Source organism: Variovorax sp. W2I14, assembly GCF_050435205.1.
GTDB lineage: Bacteria > Pseudomonadota > Gammaproteobacteria > Burkholderiales > Burkholderiaceae_C > Variovorax > Variovorax paradoxus_C.
Genome location: NZ_JBNDJX010000001.1, coordinates 1,906,755 through 1,923,507, shown reverse-complemented (window position 1 = coordinate 1,923,507; position 16,753 = coordinate 1,906,755). Strand labels below are relative to the sequence as shown.

Here is a 16,753-nt window from a genome sequence, read left to right as displayed (position 1 = left end):
TCGGTGAAGCGTTGGCGCTCAATGCGCGATATGCAATCCGCACTCGCGGTTGTCTTCGCCCTTGGTCGGGTCCACGTAGTCGAAGTTGTTGGGCAGGCCATGTACGGTGCAGTACTCGTACAGCTCTTTGGACGACCAGTGCAGCAGCGGCGCGACCTTGATGAGGCCGTCCGGATTGACGCTGACCGGGTCCATCTGCGCGCGCACGGCCGTGTCGGTCGCCCGCAGCGCGGTGAACCAGACCTTGGGCGCCGTCTCGCGCAGCGCGCGGGCAAAGGGCTCCAGCTTCACTTCTTCGGTGAAGGCGGCGTGGCGCGGATCGTCGAGTGCCGGCGTCGGGCCTTCCACTGCTTCGCGGTGCGCGCGTGAGCGGCGCGGCAGGTAGATGTGCAGGTCCAGGCCCAGCTGCTTGGTGACCTCATCGGCAAAGCGGTAGGTGGCCTCGGTGTTGTAGCCGTTGTCCATCCAGATCACCGGCACATCGCGCTTCGCACGCGTGACCATGTGCAGGATCACCGCCTCGAACGGGCGGAAGTTGGTGGTGATGATCGAAGGCTGGCCCAGGCCGATCGCCCAGTCCACCAGCCCTTCGGCATTGCGGCCGAGGTCGGTGTTGATGCGCGCGAAGTCGATGTCGGTGGCGGTGCTCATATCGAATGTCTTTTTGGAGCTCAGTTGCTGGCCACGAAGTGCGGTGCGGTCTTCACGGCATCGCCTTGGTAGAAGGCGGAGAAGCGGTCGAACTGGCGCTGTGCGTCGGAGGCGTCCACGCCTTCTTTCAGCACGGCGCTCGAGAAGCCCGTGCGCTCCATCTGCACCAGTTGGTCGATGAGCACGTCGCCCGTCGCACGGATGTCGCCCGTGAACCCGAGCCGGCGGCGCAGCAGGAAGGCCTGGCTGTAGGCGCGGCCGTCGGTGAACTTCGGGAAATGCAGGTCGATGCGCTCGATGTCGGCCAGGCACACCTCGATGGCGAGCGGGTCCGCATCGTTGGCCAGTTGCAGAACCTTCGGGTCGCCGTCGTCGATGTGCTCTTCGGCCGAGAGGATGTTAAGCGTCTTGTTCATTAGGAAACCTCCGCGCTACGCGCTACGGTATTCGCCTTGGGAGCGGCCCGGCGGCTCATGCTGCTTCCTCCACCTTGAACCGCGCACCGTTGGCCGCGGCCTTGAACGGGTCGTGGCCGACACGGCGCAGGGTGTCGATGAAGGTCTCGCCCGACGAACGGGTGTCGCGGTAGGTGGTGAGCACGGCCTCGATCACGCCCGGCACTTCGGCCGCCGAGAACGAGGGGCCGACCGCCTTGCCGGCCTGCGGATTGCCGCTGAGCGCGGAACCATCGGAGCCGCCGAGGGTGACCTGGTACCACTCCTTGCCGTCCTTGTCGACGCCCAGGATGCCGATGTGGCCGCTGTGGTGATGGCCGCAGGAGTTGATGCAGCCGCTGATGTGCAGGTCGATCTCACCCAGGTCGTCGAGCTCGTCGAGGTCTTGATAGCGCTCGGTGATCGCTTCGGCAATCGGAATGGAGCGCGCATTGGCCAGCGCGCAGAAGTCGCCGCCGGGGCAGGCGATCATGTCCGTCAGCAGGTGCACGTTGGCGCTCGCGAAACCGGCGGCGCGGGCGGCGAGCCACAGCGCATGCAGGTCTTCGGCATGCACCCAGGGCAGCACCACGTTCTGGTCGTGCGTCACGCGGGCTTCGCCGGCGGAGAAGCGGTCGGCCAGTTGCGCGAGCGTGTCGAGCTGGTCGGCCGATGCATCGCCGGGCGCCTGCTTCAGGCGCTTGAACGACAGCGTGACGGCGCGCAGCGCGGGGTTCTTGTGCGGCGCCACGTTGCGGGCGAGCCAGCGGGCGAACTGCACGTCGTCGGCTGCGTGGGCGCCCAGCTCGGCGTCGGTCTTTTCGGCGCTCTGCAGTACGCGGGTGGCGAGCGTCGGCGGCACGAAGGAGGCGGCCACGCGGTCGTACTCTTCCTGCGTGATGGTGTGCGGCGCGCCGTCGTGTTCGAGGATCTGCTTGTACTCGGCCTCGACGTCGTCGATGTAGCGCTGGCCTTCGGCCTTCACCAGGATCTTGATGCGCGCCTTGTAGATGTTGTCGCGGCGGCCATAGCGGTTGTAGACACGGATCACCGCTTCGAGGTAATTCATGATCTGCTGCCACGGCAGGAACTCGCGCAGCACGGTGCCGATGATCGGCGTGCGGCCCATGCCGCCGCCCACTTGCACGCGGAAGCCGATTTCTCCCGCTTCGTTCTTCACCACGTGCAGGCCCACGTCGTGCCAGCCGGTGGCGGCGCGGTCTTCGGTGGCGCCGGTGATGGCGATCTTGAACTTGCGCGGCAGGAAGGCGAACTCGGGGTGCAGCGTGCTCCACTGGCGCATGATTTCCGCGAAGGGGCGCGGATCGGCGATTTCGTCGACCGCGATGCCGGCGCGCTCGTCGCTCGTGATGTTGCGGATGCAATTGCCGCTGGTCTGGATGCCGTGCATGTCGACCGAAGCCAGCAGGTCCATCACGTCGGCCGACTTGGCGAGCGGAATCCAGTTGTACTGGACGTTCTGGCGCGTCGAGAAGTGGGCGTAGTGGGTCGGGAGCTTGTGGCTGCCGAGCAGGCCCTGCGTTTCGATGGCCTTCTTGTAGACCTCGGCTTCGGGCTCGTCGTATTCGCGGGCGATCCTGGCCAGCACGCGCAGTTGGCGGCTCGAAAGCTCGCCATAGGGCACGGCCACGCGCAGCATCGGCGCATAGCGCTGGACGTACCAGCCGTTTTGCAGCCGCAGCGGGCGGAACTCGTCCTCGTGCAGGCGGCCCTTTTGCCAGCGCTCGAGCTGGTCTCTGAACTGGGCGGCCCGTTGGTGAACGAACTGGCGATCGAATTCTGTGTATTGGTACATCGTGAGTGCTGTCTTGAAGTGCGGTGCGTCCAGCGCCCCAGCAAGAAGCCGAGATTCTGAAAGCGGGCCTTATGGAAACAAACTATTTTTTGGTTCGCGCTTTATGCGGATAAGCTAATTCACCAATGGCCATGCGGGTTTGCGGGCGGTTGGATGCTTATTCTGGATAAGGGCGAGAGGCTGGAAACGGGTTGCCGGACTCCGGGGATTCTAGGAACCGGTGGTTGTCGTACGCATTGATCTGGTTTTCTTTCCGAGGCCGGGTCTCGCCCCGGCGGGCGACTCACTTTCTTTTGCTTCGCCAAAAGAAAGTAAGCAAAGAAAAGGCGACCCCGCTGGCTGCGACCCCTGCGCTGCGCTACGGGGCAACCTGCGGTGCTCGCGGTTCGCGGGGTCTCGCCGAACTCGCTGCGCTCAAACAGCGGCGAGCCCTGATCCGCGAACCGCTGCGCTCCTCGGCGCAGCCAGAGGGGGTTGGATACCGAACGGGCCGTCGCTTTGCTCGGCTTGCAGTCGGGCCTTTGCTTCGCTCGGCCTCCTTTCGGTGGGCCGTTGTTTCGCTTGCCGGCTGGATTGGCTCCCTCTCCCCAAGGGGCGAGGGAGCCAATCCGAATTCAGTGGAACAAAGGCTCCTCGTCGTAGAGGAAGCCAACTCGAGCCGAGCGAAGCGAAGGCCCGAGCGCGCCGCCGAGCGCAGCGATGGCGCGGCCGAAAGCCCTTCTGTATGCGCCGAGGAGCGCAGCGTTTCGCGGATCAGGGCTCGCCCTTGTTTGAGCGAAGCGAGTTTGGGCGAGACCCCGCGGAACGTGAGCACCGCAGGTTGCCCGAAGCGAAGCGTAGGGACGCAGACAGCAGGGTCGCCTTTTCTTTGCTTACGTTCTTTTGGCGAAGCAAAAGAAAGTAAGTCGCCCGCCGGGGCGAGACCCGGCCTCCGCCCTCAGCAGAGAACGCAAAGAAAAAGCAAACTCAACGCAACATCGAAGACATCGCCGAACAGCAGTTCAACATCCGCACAGCCGCTTCCACCGTCCCAGCGCTGAAGCGCAGAGTCACACCATCGACCCGCTCGAAGCTCGGCCACTGGCAAAACAGATCAGCCATCATCGGCGACTGAGTCCGCAGCGTGACCACCTGCGGCCCCTCGAAGACCAGCGGCTTCGCACGGCCCCGTGCAGCCAGCGCCTCAACCACCCCGGCGCGAATCGCCTTGCGCGATTGCTCCGGCGACAGCGACACGCCGCTGTTGAAGCCAGTCGCCTTCTTCGTCTCCACAAACGTCGCATGCGGAAAGAGCGCCCGGTTCTCGCCGATGAACACGTCATCCCCGCTGCCCATCACCACGGGTACGCCGTACTCGCCCGCAAGCGCCCCGTAGAGCCCAGCCTCGCCGAGCTCCTGCTCTCCCAGCCGAATGCTCGCAAACGCAAAACTGTTGATCGTGTGCGCAAGGATGCCGCGCCCCTGCGCCCGCGAGTGGTAGCCCACCATGCAGACCGCCTCCACGCCGTCTTCCTCCACGCCCGCCACCATGCTCAGGTACCGCGGCTTGCCCTGCACGACGCGGGCACGCGCATCGAGCACGTCGGGCGGCATGTTGCGAAAGCCGCCGTGCGAGTCGTTCACCAGCACCTCGGTGGCGCCCGCATCGAATGCACCGGCAATCGCCGCATTGGCCTCGTGCGCCATCAGCACGCGGGCGCGTTCGTACTCGGGGTTGCCCTGCCGCGCCTGCTCGTGGTGATAGACGCCCGCAACGCCTTCGATGTCGGTGGAGATCAGGACTTTCATGGGAGGGCGTGCACTTCTGCGGAAGAGAAAAGGGAAGAGGGCGGCAACACCTCGGACAGCGCCGCCCGGTGATTGCCATCGCGGCCCGTCACGGCCGTGGCGCGCCAGAGCGCATGAACAATAGCCTGCTCGGTGCTGTCGGCGGCGGCCTGGAAGAGGCCATCGAGCAACCCGTCGTGCACCATCGCGATGGTGGGCATCGGGCGGTCGACGCGGTCGGGCACGGTGTAGGCGGTCGAGAAGGCCAGCACGATGTCGCCGCTGCCATGGCCGAAGACCGAGCCGGTGCGCGCGAGGCCCGCGCCCGCGCGCAGCGCGAGGCGGCGCAACTGGCGCGCATCGAGCGGTGCATCGGTCGCGACCACGATGATGATCGAGCCCTTCTCGGGCTCCTTGCATTCGGCCGTGGCCTGCTGCGCGGCCAGCCGCTCGCCGACCGCGTGGCCGGCCAGCACCAGTTGCGGCTGGCGCCCGTAGTTCGCGAGCACCAGCGCACCCACCGTATGCACTTCGCCGCAGGGCGAGGACACGCGGCGCGAGGCACTGCCGATGCCGCCCTTGAGCTGGAAACTCGACATGCCGCGCCCCGCGCCGACCGAGCCCTGCGCGAAGTCGGGGCCGGCGGCGTCGAGCGCCTGCAGATAGTCGGCCTCGGTGATCGCGAGCCGCTGGATGTCGTTCAGAAAGCCGTCGTTGCACTCGAAGACCAGCGGGTTCACCGTCGGCAGCGACCGGCCGCTCTCGGGGTTGCTCGCGATGCAATGCCGGATCTGCGCCGTCGCCACCGTGCCGACCGAGAAGGTGTTGGTCAGCGCGATGGGCGTTTCCAGCACGCCGAGTTCCGCTAGCTGCACCAGCCCGACGCTCTTGCCGAAACCGTTGAGCACCACGGCCGCGGCCGGCACCTTGTCGCGGAACGGATCGCCCGCATGCGGGCGGATCACCGTCACGCCTGTCTGCACGGCGCCGTCATCGAGCGTCTGGTGGCCGACGGTGACGCCTTCCACGTCGGTGATGGCGTTGCGCGGGCCCTGGAGCAGGGTGCCGATGTAAGGCAGGGTGTTCGTCGAGGCCATGAAGAAAGGAGAAGTTACTCGCGGTCGATCTTCGGATCGAGCGCATCGCGCAAGGCATCGCCCAGCAGGTTGAACGCGAGCACGGTGAAGAAGATGGCCAGGCTCGGGAACAGCGCCACGTGCGGCGATGTCACCATGTCGGCGCGCGCCTCGTTGAGCATCGCGCCCCACTCGGGCGTCGGCGGCTGCGCGCCCATGCCGAGGAACGACAGGCTGGCGGCCGTGATGATCGAGGTGCCCACGCGCATCGAGAAGTACACGACGATCGACGAAATCGTGCCCGGCAGGATGTGCCGCACGATGATCGTCCAGTCCGATGCGCCGATGCTGCGCTCGGCCTCGATGTAAGTCTGCTGCTTCAGCACCAGCGTGTTGCCGCGCACGAGCCGCGCGAAGGCCGGCACGCTGAACACCGACACCGCCACCACCACGTTGGTCATGCTGCTGCCGAGGATGGCCACCACCCCCAGCGCCAGCAGGATGCCGGGAAAGGCGAACAGCACGTCGGAGATGCGCATCACGATGCGGTCCCACCAGCCTTCGTAGTAGCCCGCGAGCAAGCCGAAGGCCGTGCCGATGAAGCCGCCCACCAGCACCGACAGAAAGCCCGCCATCAGCGAGATGCGCGCACCCGCGAGGATGCGGCTGAAGATGTCGCGGCCCAGAGGATCGACGCCGAACCAGTGCGTGGCCGAGGGGCCGCTGTTCAGCATGTCGTAGTCGAAGAAGTTCTCGGGATCGAAGGGCACGATCCACGGCGCGAACACCGCGATGAACACCAGCAGCAGCACGAAGATGGCGGCCACGATGCCCACCGGCTGCTTCTTGAAACGGCGCCAGCATTCGCCCCAGGGCGTGCGGACCTTTCCGGCGTTCTGAAGCGTGGCGACCGGGGAGGTCGGAAGAATGGTTTCGGCAGGCACGCCGGAAGCTTGCGTCATGGCTGCTTGCTCACTTGTAGCGAATGGTCGGGTTGATGTAGCCGTACAGCACATCGACCACCAGGTTGATCAAAATGAATTCGAGCGAGAACAGCAGCACCAGCGTCTGGATGACGGGGTAGTCGCGCATCTGCACGGCATCGACCAGCAGGCGGCCGAGGCCGGGCCAGTTGAAGACCGCCTCCACAAGGATGGAGCCGCCCAGCAGGAAGCCGAACTGCAGGCCCATCATCGTGACCACGGGGATCAGCGCATTGCGCAGCGTGTGCTTGAACACCACGCTGGATTCGCGCACGCCCTTGGCGCGCGCGGTGCGAACGAAGTCTTCCTGGATTACCTCGACGAACGAGGCGCGCGTGAAGCGGGCCATCACGGCCGCGACGGCTGCACCGAGCGTGATCGAGGGCAGGATGTAGTGTTTCCAGGTGCTGGCTCCCACCGTGGGCAGCCAGCCGAGTTGCACCGAGAAGATCTGCATCAGCAGCATGCCCAATGCAAATGCAGGAAAGGAGATGCCCGATACCGCCAGCGTCATGCCGATGCGGTCCGGCCATTTGTTGCGGTACACGGCAGAGACGATGCCGATGCCCATGCCGAAGATCACCGCCCACACCATGCTGGTGATGGTCAGCATCACGGTCGGGAAGAAGCGCTCCGCGATCTCGGTCGACACCGGCCGCCGGCTGCGGATCGAGGTGCCGAAGTCGCCTTGCAGCATGTGGGTGAAGAAGCTCACGAACTGCTGGGGCAGCGGCTTGTCGAGGCCGAGCTCCGTGCGCACCATGGCGATCGTCTGCTCGTCGGCATCCTGGCCGGCGGCGAGTCGCGCGGGGTCGCCGGGCAGCATGTGAACGAACAGGAAAACCAGCACCGCCACGATGAGCAGTGTGGGAATCAAGCCCAGCAGGCGTTTGAGAAGGTAATTCAGCATGGGGTGCGGATGCCGCAACGGGCGACGGCGCGCGGCCGTCGCCCGAGGGGCAGTCGATCAGGGAACGGGAAGAGAGGGCCGGCGATCAGTTCGACGTGGCGATGGCGTCGACGTTGATGTTGCCGTCAGGCATCACGAACACACCCGACAGGCGCTTGGCATGGGCCGAGAGGTTCTGCTCGGTAACCAGCGGAATGCGCGGCAGGTCCTTGTAGAGCTGCTCCTGGGCTGCCTTGTAGAGCGCGGCCTTCTCTTTGTCGTCCACCGCAACCAGCGCCTTGGCGATGTTGCCGTCGACCAGGTCGTTCTTGTAGTACGCGTAGTTGGCAAGCTTCGGCGGCCAGGCTTCCGAAGCGAACAGCGGACGCAGCGCCCAGTCGGCTTCACCGGTCGACGAGGACCAGCCCACGTAGTACATGCGCACCTTGGCGGTGGCAGGGTCGGACCAGGTCTCGACCAACTCATTGCGCTGGCCCACTTCGAGCGCCTGCACCTGCAGCTTGATGCCCACCTGTGCAAGCTGCTGCTGCACGAACTGGATCACCTTCTGCGAGGTCGTGTTGTTGTAGTGGCTCCAGAGCACCGACTCGAAACCGTTCGGGAAACCGGCTTCCGTCAGCAGCTGCTTGGCCTTCTTCACGTCGTAGGGAATGGGCGCCATCTTCTCGGCGAACTTCACGCCCTGTGGCACGAAGCCCTGCGCCGGGAAGGCATAGCCGCCGAAAGCCACCTTGGCGAGCGCTTCCTTGTTGATGGCGTAGCCGATGGCCTCGCGCACCTTCGGGTTGTCATAGGGCTTCTGCATCACGTTGAGTGTGAGGAAGCGCGTGATGATCGAAGGCGTGGCCACCACTTCGAGCTTGTCGCTCTTCTTCAGCAGCTCGGCCTGCTCATAGGGAATTGGATACGCGAAGTCGGCTTCGCCAGTCTGCAGCATTGCAGCGCGCGTGTTGTTCTCGAGCACCGGCTTCCACTGCAGGTTGTCGATCTTCGGATAGCCCTTCTTCCAGTAGCCGTCGAACTTCTTGGCCTTCACGGCTTCGGTCTGCTTCCACTCGACGAATTCGAAGGGGCCGGTGCCCACGGGGTGGAACGCGATGTCCTTGTTGCCCCACTTCTTCAACGCGGTGGGCGAAATCATCGCGGCCGAGGCGTGGGCCAGCGAGTTGATGAAGGGGCCGAAGGGCTCCTTGAGCGTGATGCGCACGGTGGTCGGGTTCAGCGCCTCGACCTTGCCCACGCGGTTGAACTGGTTGTAGCGCAGGAGCTTGTTGTCCTGGTTCAGCACGCGGTCGAGCGTGAACTTCACGGCTTCGGCGTTGAAGTCGGTGCCGTCGTGGAACTTGACGCCGCTGCGCAGCTTGATGGTGTAGACCAGGCCGTCCTTGGACACGTCGTAGCTCTCGGCGAGCACGTTCTGCACCTTCAGGTCCTTGTCGAACTGGAACAGGCCTTCATAGAAGGACTTGGTCACCGCGGTGGTGATGGTGGTGTTGGTGTTGTACGGGTCCAGCGTTTCGGGCTGGTAGCCGATCGACAGCACCACGTCTTTGGAGGCCAGGGCCGTGCCCGATGCAGCCAGTGCCGCCAGGCCCAGCAGTGCGGATGCCCATCGCAGGGAAGAAGAAGATTGCTTCATGGAAGAACTCCAGTCGGTTCGTGAGAAAAAAAGCAGGAGGGCCTGCGGGATGAAAAATCGGAAATCAGAACGCGCCGCCGATGGCGTGCCGTGCCACGAAATGCCCTGGCGCAACCTGCACTAGGGGCGGCACATCGGGCTCGTCGCCCACCGCGCGAATCGGGCTCGGGATTTCGCCTTCGAGCAGCGCGCGCGGCTTGTGGCGGCGCGATGGGTCGGCCACCGGCACCGCCGCCATCAGCTTGCGGGTGTAGGCGTGCTGCGGTGCTTCGAACACCGCGCGGCGCGGACCGATCTCCACGATCTGGCCGAGGTACATCACGGCCACGCGGTGGCTGATGCGCTCGACCACCGCCATGTCATGCGAGATGAAAAGGAACGCGACGCCCAGTTCGCGCTGCAGGTCGAGCATGAGGTTGACGATCTGCGCCTGAATGGACACGTCCAGCGCCGACACCGATTCGTCCGCCACCACCACCTTCGGATTGAGCGCGAGCGCGCGCGCAATCGCGATGCGTTGCCGCTGTCCGCCCGAGAACTCGTGCGGATAACGCTGCGCCACTTCAGGCGGCAGGCCGACCTTCTGCAGCAGCCAGTCGACGCGCTGCTGCGCCTCGGCACCCTTGGCGATGTTGTGAATGAGCAGTGGCTCCATGATCGAAAAGCCCACCGTCACGCGCGGATCGAGCGAGGCGAACGGGTCCTGGAAGATGAACTGGATGTTCCGGCGCAGCGCCTGCAGCTCGCGCGTGGGGAGCTCGCGGATGTTCTGCCCGCCGAACTCGATGGCGCCGCTCTGGCTCTCGACCAGGCGCAGCAGCGAGCGGCCCGTGGTCGACTTGCCGCAGCCCGACTCGCCGACCAGCGCCAGCGTCTCGCCGGGGTACAGGTCGAAGCTGATCTTTTCCACCGCATGAACACGGCGCTTCACGCGGCCGAAGAGGCCGCTGCGCACGTCGAAGCGCGTCACGAGGTCGCGCACGCGCAGGATCGGGCCGGCGTCGTCGCGCACGGTGGTCTGCGGCGTGGCGGGTGTGGAGGGCACCGCCTCGGGCGTGCCTTCGGTGCGCAGCAGCTCGAACTTGGCCGGCAGATCCGTGCCCTGCATCGCGCCGAGCTTGGGCACGGCCGACAGCAGCGCCTTCGTGTACGGGTGCTGCGGCGCGGCGAACACGGTTTCGGAGGCGCCCGCTTCGACCTTGTCGCCGCGGTACATCACGAGCACGCGGTCGGCAATTTCGGCCACCACGCCCATGTCGTGCGTGATGAAGAGCACGCCCATGCGCATCTCCTTCTGCAGTTCGCGGATGAGCTGAAGAATCTGCGCCTGGATCGTCACGTCGAGCGCGGTGGTGGGCTCGTCGGCGATCAGCAACTGCGGCTTGCAGGAGAGCGCCATCGCGATCATCACGCGCTGGCGCATGCCGCCCGAGAGCTGATGTGGAAAGCGGTCGAGCACGTTGCGCGCTTCGGGAATGCGCACGAGTTCGAGCATGCGCAGCGCCTCTGCGCGCGCGGCCGCGTTGCTCTTACCCTGGTGGATGCGGATGGCCTCGGCGATCTGGTCGCCCGCGGTGAACACCGGGTTCAACGAGGTCATCGGCTCCTGAAAAATCATCGCGATGTCCGCACCGCGGATGCCGCGCATCGTGCTGTCGCGTGCCTGCGCGAGGTCGAGCACTTCGCCGTTGCGGCGGCGAAACGCCATGCTGCCGCCGAGGATGCGCCCGCCGCCGTGTTCCACAAGCCGCATCAGCGCGAGCGAAGTGACCGATTTGCCCGAGCCCGATTCGCCCACCACCGCGAGCGTTTCGCCATGGTCGACGTGGAAGGACAGGTGCTTGACGGCATCGACGGTGCGCTCGGAGGTCGAGAAGCGCACGGTGAGGTCGTCGACGGCGAGAACGCGGCCGTCCGGCAGGTTGAGGGCAGGGGAGGACATGGGTGTGCGAGAGAAAGAGGGGGCGTGCAGCGTCAGGCGAAGATGGCCGTGATCGGCGCTTCGTCGCCGCGCGCGTGGCCGCGGTACATGCCTTCGGTGTTGAAGGCGAGGCTCAGGTTGCCGTGGCGGTCGACGGCGATCAGCCCGCCGGTGCCGCCGATGGCGGGAAGCGACTGGTGCACCACGGCGTGCGTGGCCGCTTCGAGCGTCGCGCCGCCGTAGGCCATGCGCGCGCAGATGTCGTGGGCCGCAGCAACGCGGATGAACATTTCGCCGCTGCCGGTGCAGGAGATGGCGGCCGTGCGGTCGTCGGCATAGGTGCCGGAGCCGATGAGCGGGGAATCGCCGATGCGGCCGACGCGCTTGTTGGTCATGCCGCCCGTCGAGGTGGCGGCGGCGAGATGGCCGTGCATGTCGAGCGCGACCGCGCCGACGGTGCCGAACTTCTTGTCTTCATCGAGCGGCGGCGTCATGGCAGCGCCTTCGTGGTCGGTGACCACTCGGCCGGTGTCGCGCACGCGGTAGAGCTGCTGGCGGCGCGCCTCGGTCGAGAAGAAGAAGGGCTCGACCATTTCGAGCCCGCGATCGCGCGCGAAGGCTTCGGCACCCGCGCCGGCCAGCAGCACGTGCGCGCCGTCTTCGAGCACGGCACGCGCGGCGCGCACCGGGCGGCGCACGTGGCACACGCCGGCGATGGCACCGGCGGCGAGCGTCGCGCCGTCCATCACGGCGGCGTCGAGTTCGTGCGTTTCCTCGTGTGTGAAGACCGCGCCGTGCCCTGCGTTGAACAGCGGGCACTCTTCGAGCAGTTCGACCGCAAGGCAGGTGGCGTCTAGCGCGGAGGCGCCCTTGAGCAGCGCCGCCTGCGCGGCGCGCACGATGTTCTGCAGCGCGTCGTGGTACGCCTGCGCCTGCGCGGTGTTGGTCGTGGCGGCGCTGATGGTGCCGGCACCGCCGTGAATGGCGATGACGGGCGTGGTGTTCTTCATCAAGGAGCTTTCTTCTTTTTCTTGGCCGTGCCCTTCAGGGCAGCAGCGTCGGATGTGGCGGCAGTGCGCGCGGCGATACCGTCGATGCGCGGGAGCCCGTTCGCGCCGTGCAGCCAGGGTCGCAGCACCTGCAGCGTGCGGCGGGCGGACTGCACCGGGTCGGGCGCCCGCAGCGCGACGGCGCTGGTCAGCGCCTCGACCAGCGCGAGCACGCTGGTCTCGCAGTTCGGGCGGTAGTTGGTTTCGGTCTGGCAATAGAGCGCCACGTCGGCCAGCGGTGCCATCGGCGAGGTTGGCCGATCGGTGAGCGCGATCACGCTGCAGCCTTGTTCGCGCGCGACCTGCGCGAGCAACACGGTGTCGGTCAGGTAGCGCGGAAAGGTGAGGCCGATGAACACGTCCTCCGGCCCTGCGTGCATCAGTGCGCGGGCCGCATGCGTGACGCCGCTCACGCCTGGCAGCAGGCGCACGTCGCGGCAACTGCTGTCCAGTCCGTGCTGCAGCAGGCCCGCGAGCCAGCCGCTCGCGCCGAAGCCCGCGATGTAGACCGACCGCGCCTTGCCGATGTGTTCCACCGCGGCTTCGCAGGCGGCGTAGTCCAGCGTCTGGCGCGTGGCTTCGATGTTGCGGCGGCTCTCGTCGAGCGCGGTCGCGAACACCTCGGCCACCGTGCTCGGATGCTCGAGATTGCCGCGCAGCCGCTCCACCGGCGCCACCAGCGACTCGAAGCCGCGCACGAGCTCGGCGCGGAAGGTGGCGTAGCCGTCGAAGTCCAGCGCGCGGGCGAACCGGTTGGCCGTGGCCACGGAGACGCCTGCGGCGGTTGCGAGTTCGTCGATGGGCAGCGTGGCGACCTGCAGCGGGTGCTCCAGCACGTAGTCGGCCACCTGCCGATGCGAACGCGTCAGCCGCGGCAAGGCCTGCGCAATGCGCTGGGCCACGGTGGTGCCTGGGGTGTCGACAGGGGTGCTCATGAAGGTGCGGAGGAGCCCGAAAGTGTGCGGATTTTGAAAACTGGTTTACAAATATAAGTCAGGACGGAAAATTTTCTGTCATTTTTGATCGAGTTTGCAAGGAACGGGCCAGCGGCGCAGAAAGCACGGAACGGTGACTGCGGCACCTTTTTCCCTCTGGGAAGGCGTGTTCGAACTTCGCCGCTCGATCGGCTTCTAGGTGTTTCCCCGGGGGTGTGCGTTGGACGGGGCAATGAAGACGCGGGGCGCCGCGCCGAGTCGGCTTACGGACCGTTCATGCGATGCGCAAAGCGCTACCGGCACATCGAATACCCGCCCGTCTCCAGATGAAAGTGGTCCCTGTGCGCCGCGTTGTAGTCCGGACCCAGCACGCCATCGAAGAACCGGCAGGCACCGCGATGCGCATCGCGCAGCAGCAGGTCTGCCGGGTCGCCGTTGCCGGACCAGTCCCGCCGCACGGTGATGCGCTGCCCGCCGGCAAGCGTCAGGCCGGCCACATCGAACGCATCCGCCGTCGCGTGCCGGCTGCGCGAAGCGCCCGGCACCGCGCCTTCGCCCCTATTCACGTTGCGGCACGCATAGCTCCCCAGATGCTCGATGGCCACCACCGGCTCGCCAAAGCGCTGCTTCGCGGCCGGCTGCAGCGCGTGCTTTTCCCACATGAAGAAGGACAGCGCTATCGGGCAGCTCAGCGAGGGCGACGTGCCCAGCCGCACACCGGCCGAGCGCAGCCGCACGGCATTCTCGAAGCCGCAGCCTTCGCCGGTCACGCGATCGGGCAGCAGGTCGTATTGCATGCCGGTTCGCGCGAGCGCCGCGAGGCAGCGCGTGGGTTCGCGGCGGGCGCGTGCGAGCTTGAAGCCGGTGAGCCAGTCGGGCTCGGCCGCCACGTCGAGTGGCGCCCATGGATTGAAGCGCTCCGGCACCTCGACGGCGCCGCTCATCACGGCCCACGTGCCCGCGGCGAGCGCGGCGCAGAACGCAAGGCCGACCCAGAGGCCGCGGCGCGACGATGAGGTGGAGCCTGAAGTCATCGCCCCGTTCGCGCCCTGGGCGTCAGGCGGCGTCCTTCTGCATGAAAACACTCAGCGGGTCTTCCGGATACCGCCCGAAGCGCTCGCGCCGCGCGTATCCCGAGCGCGCATAGAACGACAGCGCCGCAGGCTGGCTCACGCCCGTCTCCAGCCTGAACACGGCACAGCCCCGGGCCATCGCTTCCGCTTCGAGAAACGCCAGCAACTTGTCGGCGATGCCTTGCCCGCGGTTCTCCGGCCGCACGTACATCCGCTTCAACTCGCCATATTCAGGCTCGATGACGATGGCCGCGCAGCCGATGGCCGTGCCTGCTTCATCGCGTGCCACCGCGAACAGCACATTGGCTGCCGACAACGCCGCGATGTCGATGCCGTAATGGCTCTCCGGCGGATACAGCGGCTTCTGGAACGCATCGAGGTCGTCGATGAGCTGGATCACGTCGGGCTGGTCGGGGTTTTCAATGGCGATTCGCATCGGCCGATATTACTTAGCCGAATTCGGCAAGGCCCGACGCGCAAAGGGGTTCAATGCCCCGGCGAACAATGACCCAACGGCGTGCCGGTCGGCGCGTCGCTTCATTCATTCTTCGAAGGAGTAGTGCTTTGGAATACCGTCATCTGGGCAAATCGGGCCTCAAGGTCCCCGTATTGAGTTTCGGCACCGGCACGTTCGGGGGCAAGGGCGAGTTCTTCAGCGCCTGGGGCAGCACCGACGTGGCCGAGGCGCGCAAGCTCATCGACATCTGCATCGACGCGGGCGTCAGCATGTTCGACAGCGCGGACATCTATTCCGACGGCGCCGCCGAATCGGTGCTCGGCGAGGCCATCAAGGGCCGGCCGCGCGACAAGCTCATCCTCTCGACCAAGGCCACGTTCCGCAACGGCCCGGGAGCGAACGAGGCGGGGTCGTCGCGCCACCATCTCGTGCGGGCGGTCGACAGTGCGTTGAAGCGCCTGGGCACCGACTACATCGACCTGTTCCAGCTGCATGGCTTCGACGCGAGCACGCCTGTCGAAGAGACCGTGTCCACGCTCGACGACCTCGTGCGCGCGGGCAAGCTGCGCTATGTGGGCGCGTCGAATTTCTCGGGCTGGCATTTGATGAAGTCGCTGGCCGTGTCGGAGCGCTACGGCTATGCGCGGTATGTGGCGCACCAGGCGTACTACTCGTTGGTCGGCCGCGAATACGAGTGGGAGCTGATGCCACTCGCACAAGACCAGGGCGTGGGCGCTGTGGTCTGGAGCCCGCTGGGCTGGGGCCGGCTCACGGGCAAGATCCGCCGCGGCCAGCCGCTGCCCGCCAACAGCCGCCTGCACGTGACGGCCGACATGGGTCCGCCGGTGGCCGACGAGCTGCTGTACCGCGTGGTCGATGCGCTGGAAAAAGTCGCCGGGGACATCGGCAAGACGGTGCCGCAGGTCGCGCTCAACTGGCTGCTGCAGCGGCCGACGGTGTCGAGCGTGGTGGTCGGTGCGCGCGACGAAACGCAACTGCGCCAGAACCTCGGCGCGGTGGGCTGGAACCTCACGCCCGCGCAGGTCGCCGAACTCGACGCGGCCAGCGCCGTGACGCGGACTTATCCCTACTGGCACCAGCAGGGGTTTCTGGAGCGCAATCCGAATCCGGTCTAGGCAGGATTCAAACCGAGCACCCACTGCTTGAAGTGCTCGAGCGCCCCGGAGGCCGGACGGCCTTCGGGGTACGCGAAGTAATAGCCCTGCGGCACATCGAGGTGCCGGTCCACGGGAATCACCAGCTCGCCGGTGCGCAGCTCGTGCTCGATCAGGATGCGCGGCGCAAGCCCGACGCCCATGCCGGCCGCAGTCGCTGCAACCACCATCGTGAAGAGCTCATAGCGCGGCCCGCGCGACGCGTGCACCGTGTAGTCCCAGCCCTGCTGCGCATACCAGTCGCGCCACGCATGCGCGCGCGTGCTCAGGTGCACATGGCGGCAGCGCTCGAAACCCGCTTCGTCCCACGGGCCGTTGGCATCGCGAAAGGCCGGGCTGCAGATCGGCACCATCTCGCCCTCTGAAAAGATCAGCCCGCCGCGCGTGTTGGGCCAGAACTGGTCGCCGAAATAGATCGCCGCGTCGTAGGCGTTTTCTTGAAAGGAGAAGGGCTGCGAGCGCGCCGACAGGTTCACCGTGATGTTCGGATGCAGCCGGCTGAAATCGGGCAGCCGTGGAATGAGCCACTGCGTCGCGAAGGTCGGCACCACGGCCAGCTCGAGCACGAAGCCCATGTCGTGGCCCGCGCTGATCTCCAGCGTGTCGCGGCGGATCTGGTCCAGGTGCCGGCGGATGCGCGCCGCGTACTCGCGCCCCACGTCGGTGAGCGTCAGGCGCCTGCGCACGCGCGAGAAGAGCGGTACGCCCAGGCGCTGCTCCAGCATCGCCACCTGCCGCCCGACCGCGCTCTGCGTCAGCGCCAGCTCGGCCGCCGCGCGGGTGAAGCTCCCCAGCCGCGCCGAAGCCTCGAAAGCCTGCAGCGCGCCCAGGTTGGGAATGTCTTTTCTCATGGCGCTATTCTGCGGG

General features: G+C 66.4%; 15 protein-coding genes. 1 reads left to right on the top strand and 14 read right to left on the bottom strand.

Features of this window, described 5'->3' with window-relative positions; all coding sequences use genetic code 11:
• Positions 1-18: 18 nt before the first annotated feature.
• The 13 genes from QF040_RS08965 to QF040_RS08905 form a co-directional block, all read right to left on the bottom strand.
• A complete protein-coding gene (locus tag QF040_RS08965) occupies positions 19-651 on the bottom strand; it encodes a phosphoadenosine phosphosulfate reductase family protein (RefSeq protein ID WP_429610743.1) in 633 nt (210 codons plus the stop codon).
• 20 nt (positions 652-671) lie between these two features.
• Positions 672-1,067, bottom strand: a complete 396-nt coding sequence (locus QF040_RS08960; protein WP_307683568.1) for a DUF934 domain-containing protein — start codon at positions 1,065-1,067, stop codon at positions 672-674.
• Positions 1,068-1,122: 55 nt separating this feature from the next.
• On the bottom strand, positions 1,123-2,901 hold the full coding sequence (locus QF040_RS08955; RefSeq protein ID WP_429610742.1) for a nitrite/sulfite reductase: 1,779 nt from the start codon (positions 2,899-2,901) through the stop codon (positions 1,123-1,125).
• 966 nt (positions 2,902-3,867) lie between these two features.
• Complete coding sequence (locus tag QF040_RS08950; protein ID WP_429610741.1) at positions 3,868-4,689, bottom strand: M55 family metallopeptidase; 822 nt, start codon at positions 4,687-4,689, stop codon at positions 3,868-3,870.
• Complete coding sequence (locus tag QF040_RS08945; protein ID WP_429610740.1) at positions 4,686-5,765, bottom strand: P1 family peptidase; 1,080 nt, start codon at positions 5,763-5,765, stop codon at positions 4,686-4,688. Before QF040_RS08945 ends, QF040_RS08950 begins: the two co-directional genes overlap by 4 nt.
• A 14-nt stretch (positions 5,766-5,779) precedes the next feature.
• On the bottom strand, positions 5,780-6,706 hold the full coding sequence (gsiD, locus tag QF040_RS08940) for a glutathione ABC transporter permease GsiD (protein WP_429610739.1): 927 nt from the start codon (positions 6,704-6,706) through the stop codon (positions 5,780-5,782).
• 10 nt (positions 6,707-6,716) lie between these two features.
• Complete coding sequence (gsiC, locus tag QF040_RS08935) at positions 6,717-7,637, bottom strand: glutathione ABC transporter permease GsiC (RefSeq protein ID WP_429610738.1); 921 nt, start codon at positions 7,635-7,637, stop codon at positions 6,717-6,719.
• An 85-nt stretch (positions 7,638-7,722) separates the two neighbouring features.
• The gene (gsiB, locus tag QF040_RS08930) at positions 7,723-9,276 is read right to left on the bottom strand and encodes a glutathione ABC transporter substrate-binding protein GsiB (RefSeq protein ID WP_307604271.1); all 1,554 of its coding nucleotides are present in this window, start codon (positions 9,274-9,276) and stop codon (positions 7,723-7,725) included.
• Positions 9,277-9,340: 64 nt separating this feature from the next.
• The gene (locus QF040_RS08925; RefSeq protein WP_429610737.1) at positions 9,341-11,218 is read right to left on the bottom strand and encodes a dipeptide ABC transporter ATP-binding protein; all 1,878 of its coding nucleotides are present in this window, start codon (positions 11,216-11,218) and stop codon (positions 9,341-9,343) included.
• A gap of 32 nt (positions 11,219-11,250) precedes the next feature.
• Positions 11,251-12,207 (bottom strand): isoaspartyl peptidase/L-asparaginase family protein, encoded by a 957-nt coding sequence (locus QF040_RS08920; RefSeq protein WP_429610736.1) that lies wholly within the window; start codon positions 12,205-12,207, stop codon positions 11,251-11,253.
• Positions 12,207-13,181, bottom strand: a complete 975-nt coding sequence (locus QF040_RS08915) for a MurR/RpiR family transcriptional regulator (protein ID WP_429610735.1) — start codon at positions 13,179-13,181, stop codon at positions 12,207-12,209. The genes QF040_RS08920 and QF040_RS08915 overlap by 1 nt, the downstream gene beginning before the upstream one ends.
• Positions 13,182-13,474: 293 nt before the next feature.
• Positions 13,475-14,215 (bottom strand): extensin family protein, encoded by a 741-nt coding sequence (locus QF040_RS08910; protein WP_429610734.1) that lies wholly within the window; start codon positions 14,213-14,215, stop codon positions 13,475-13,477.
• A 22-nt stretch (positions 14,216-14,237) separates the two neighbouring features.
• On the bottom strand, positions 14,238-14,690 hold the full coding sequence (locus tag QF040_RS08905; protein ID WP_429610733.1) for a GNAT family N-acetyltransferase: 453 nt from the start codon (positions 14,688-14,690) through the stop codon (positions 14,238-14,240).
• Positions 14,691-14,818: 128 nt separating this feature from the next.
• On the opposite strand from QF040_RS08905, the gene QF040_RS08900 reads away from it, so the two are divergent.
• A complete protein-coding gene (locus QF040_RS08900) occupies positions 14,819-15,847 on the top strand; it encodes an aldo/keto reductase (RefSeq protein WP_429610732.1) in 1,029 nt (342 codons plus the stop codon).
• Here the strand turns inward: QF040_RS08900 and QF040_RS08895 are convergent.
• Positions 15,844-16,737, bottom strand: a complete 894-nt coding sequence (locus QF040_RS08895; RefSeq protein ID WP_429610731.1) for a LysR substrate-binding domain-containing protein — start codon at positions 16,735-16,737, stop codon at positions 15,844-15,846. The genes QF040_RS08900 and QF040_RS08895 overlap by 4 nt on opposite strands.
• Positions 16,738-16,753: the final 16 nt, after the last annotated feature.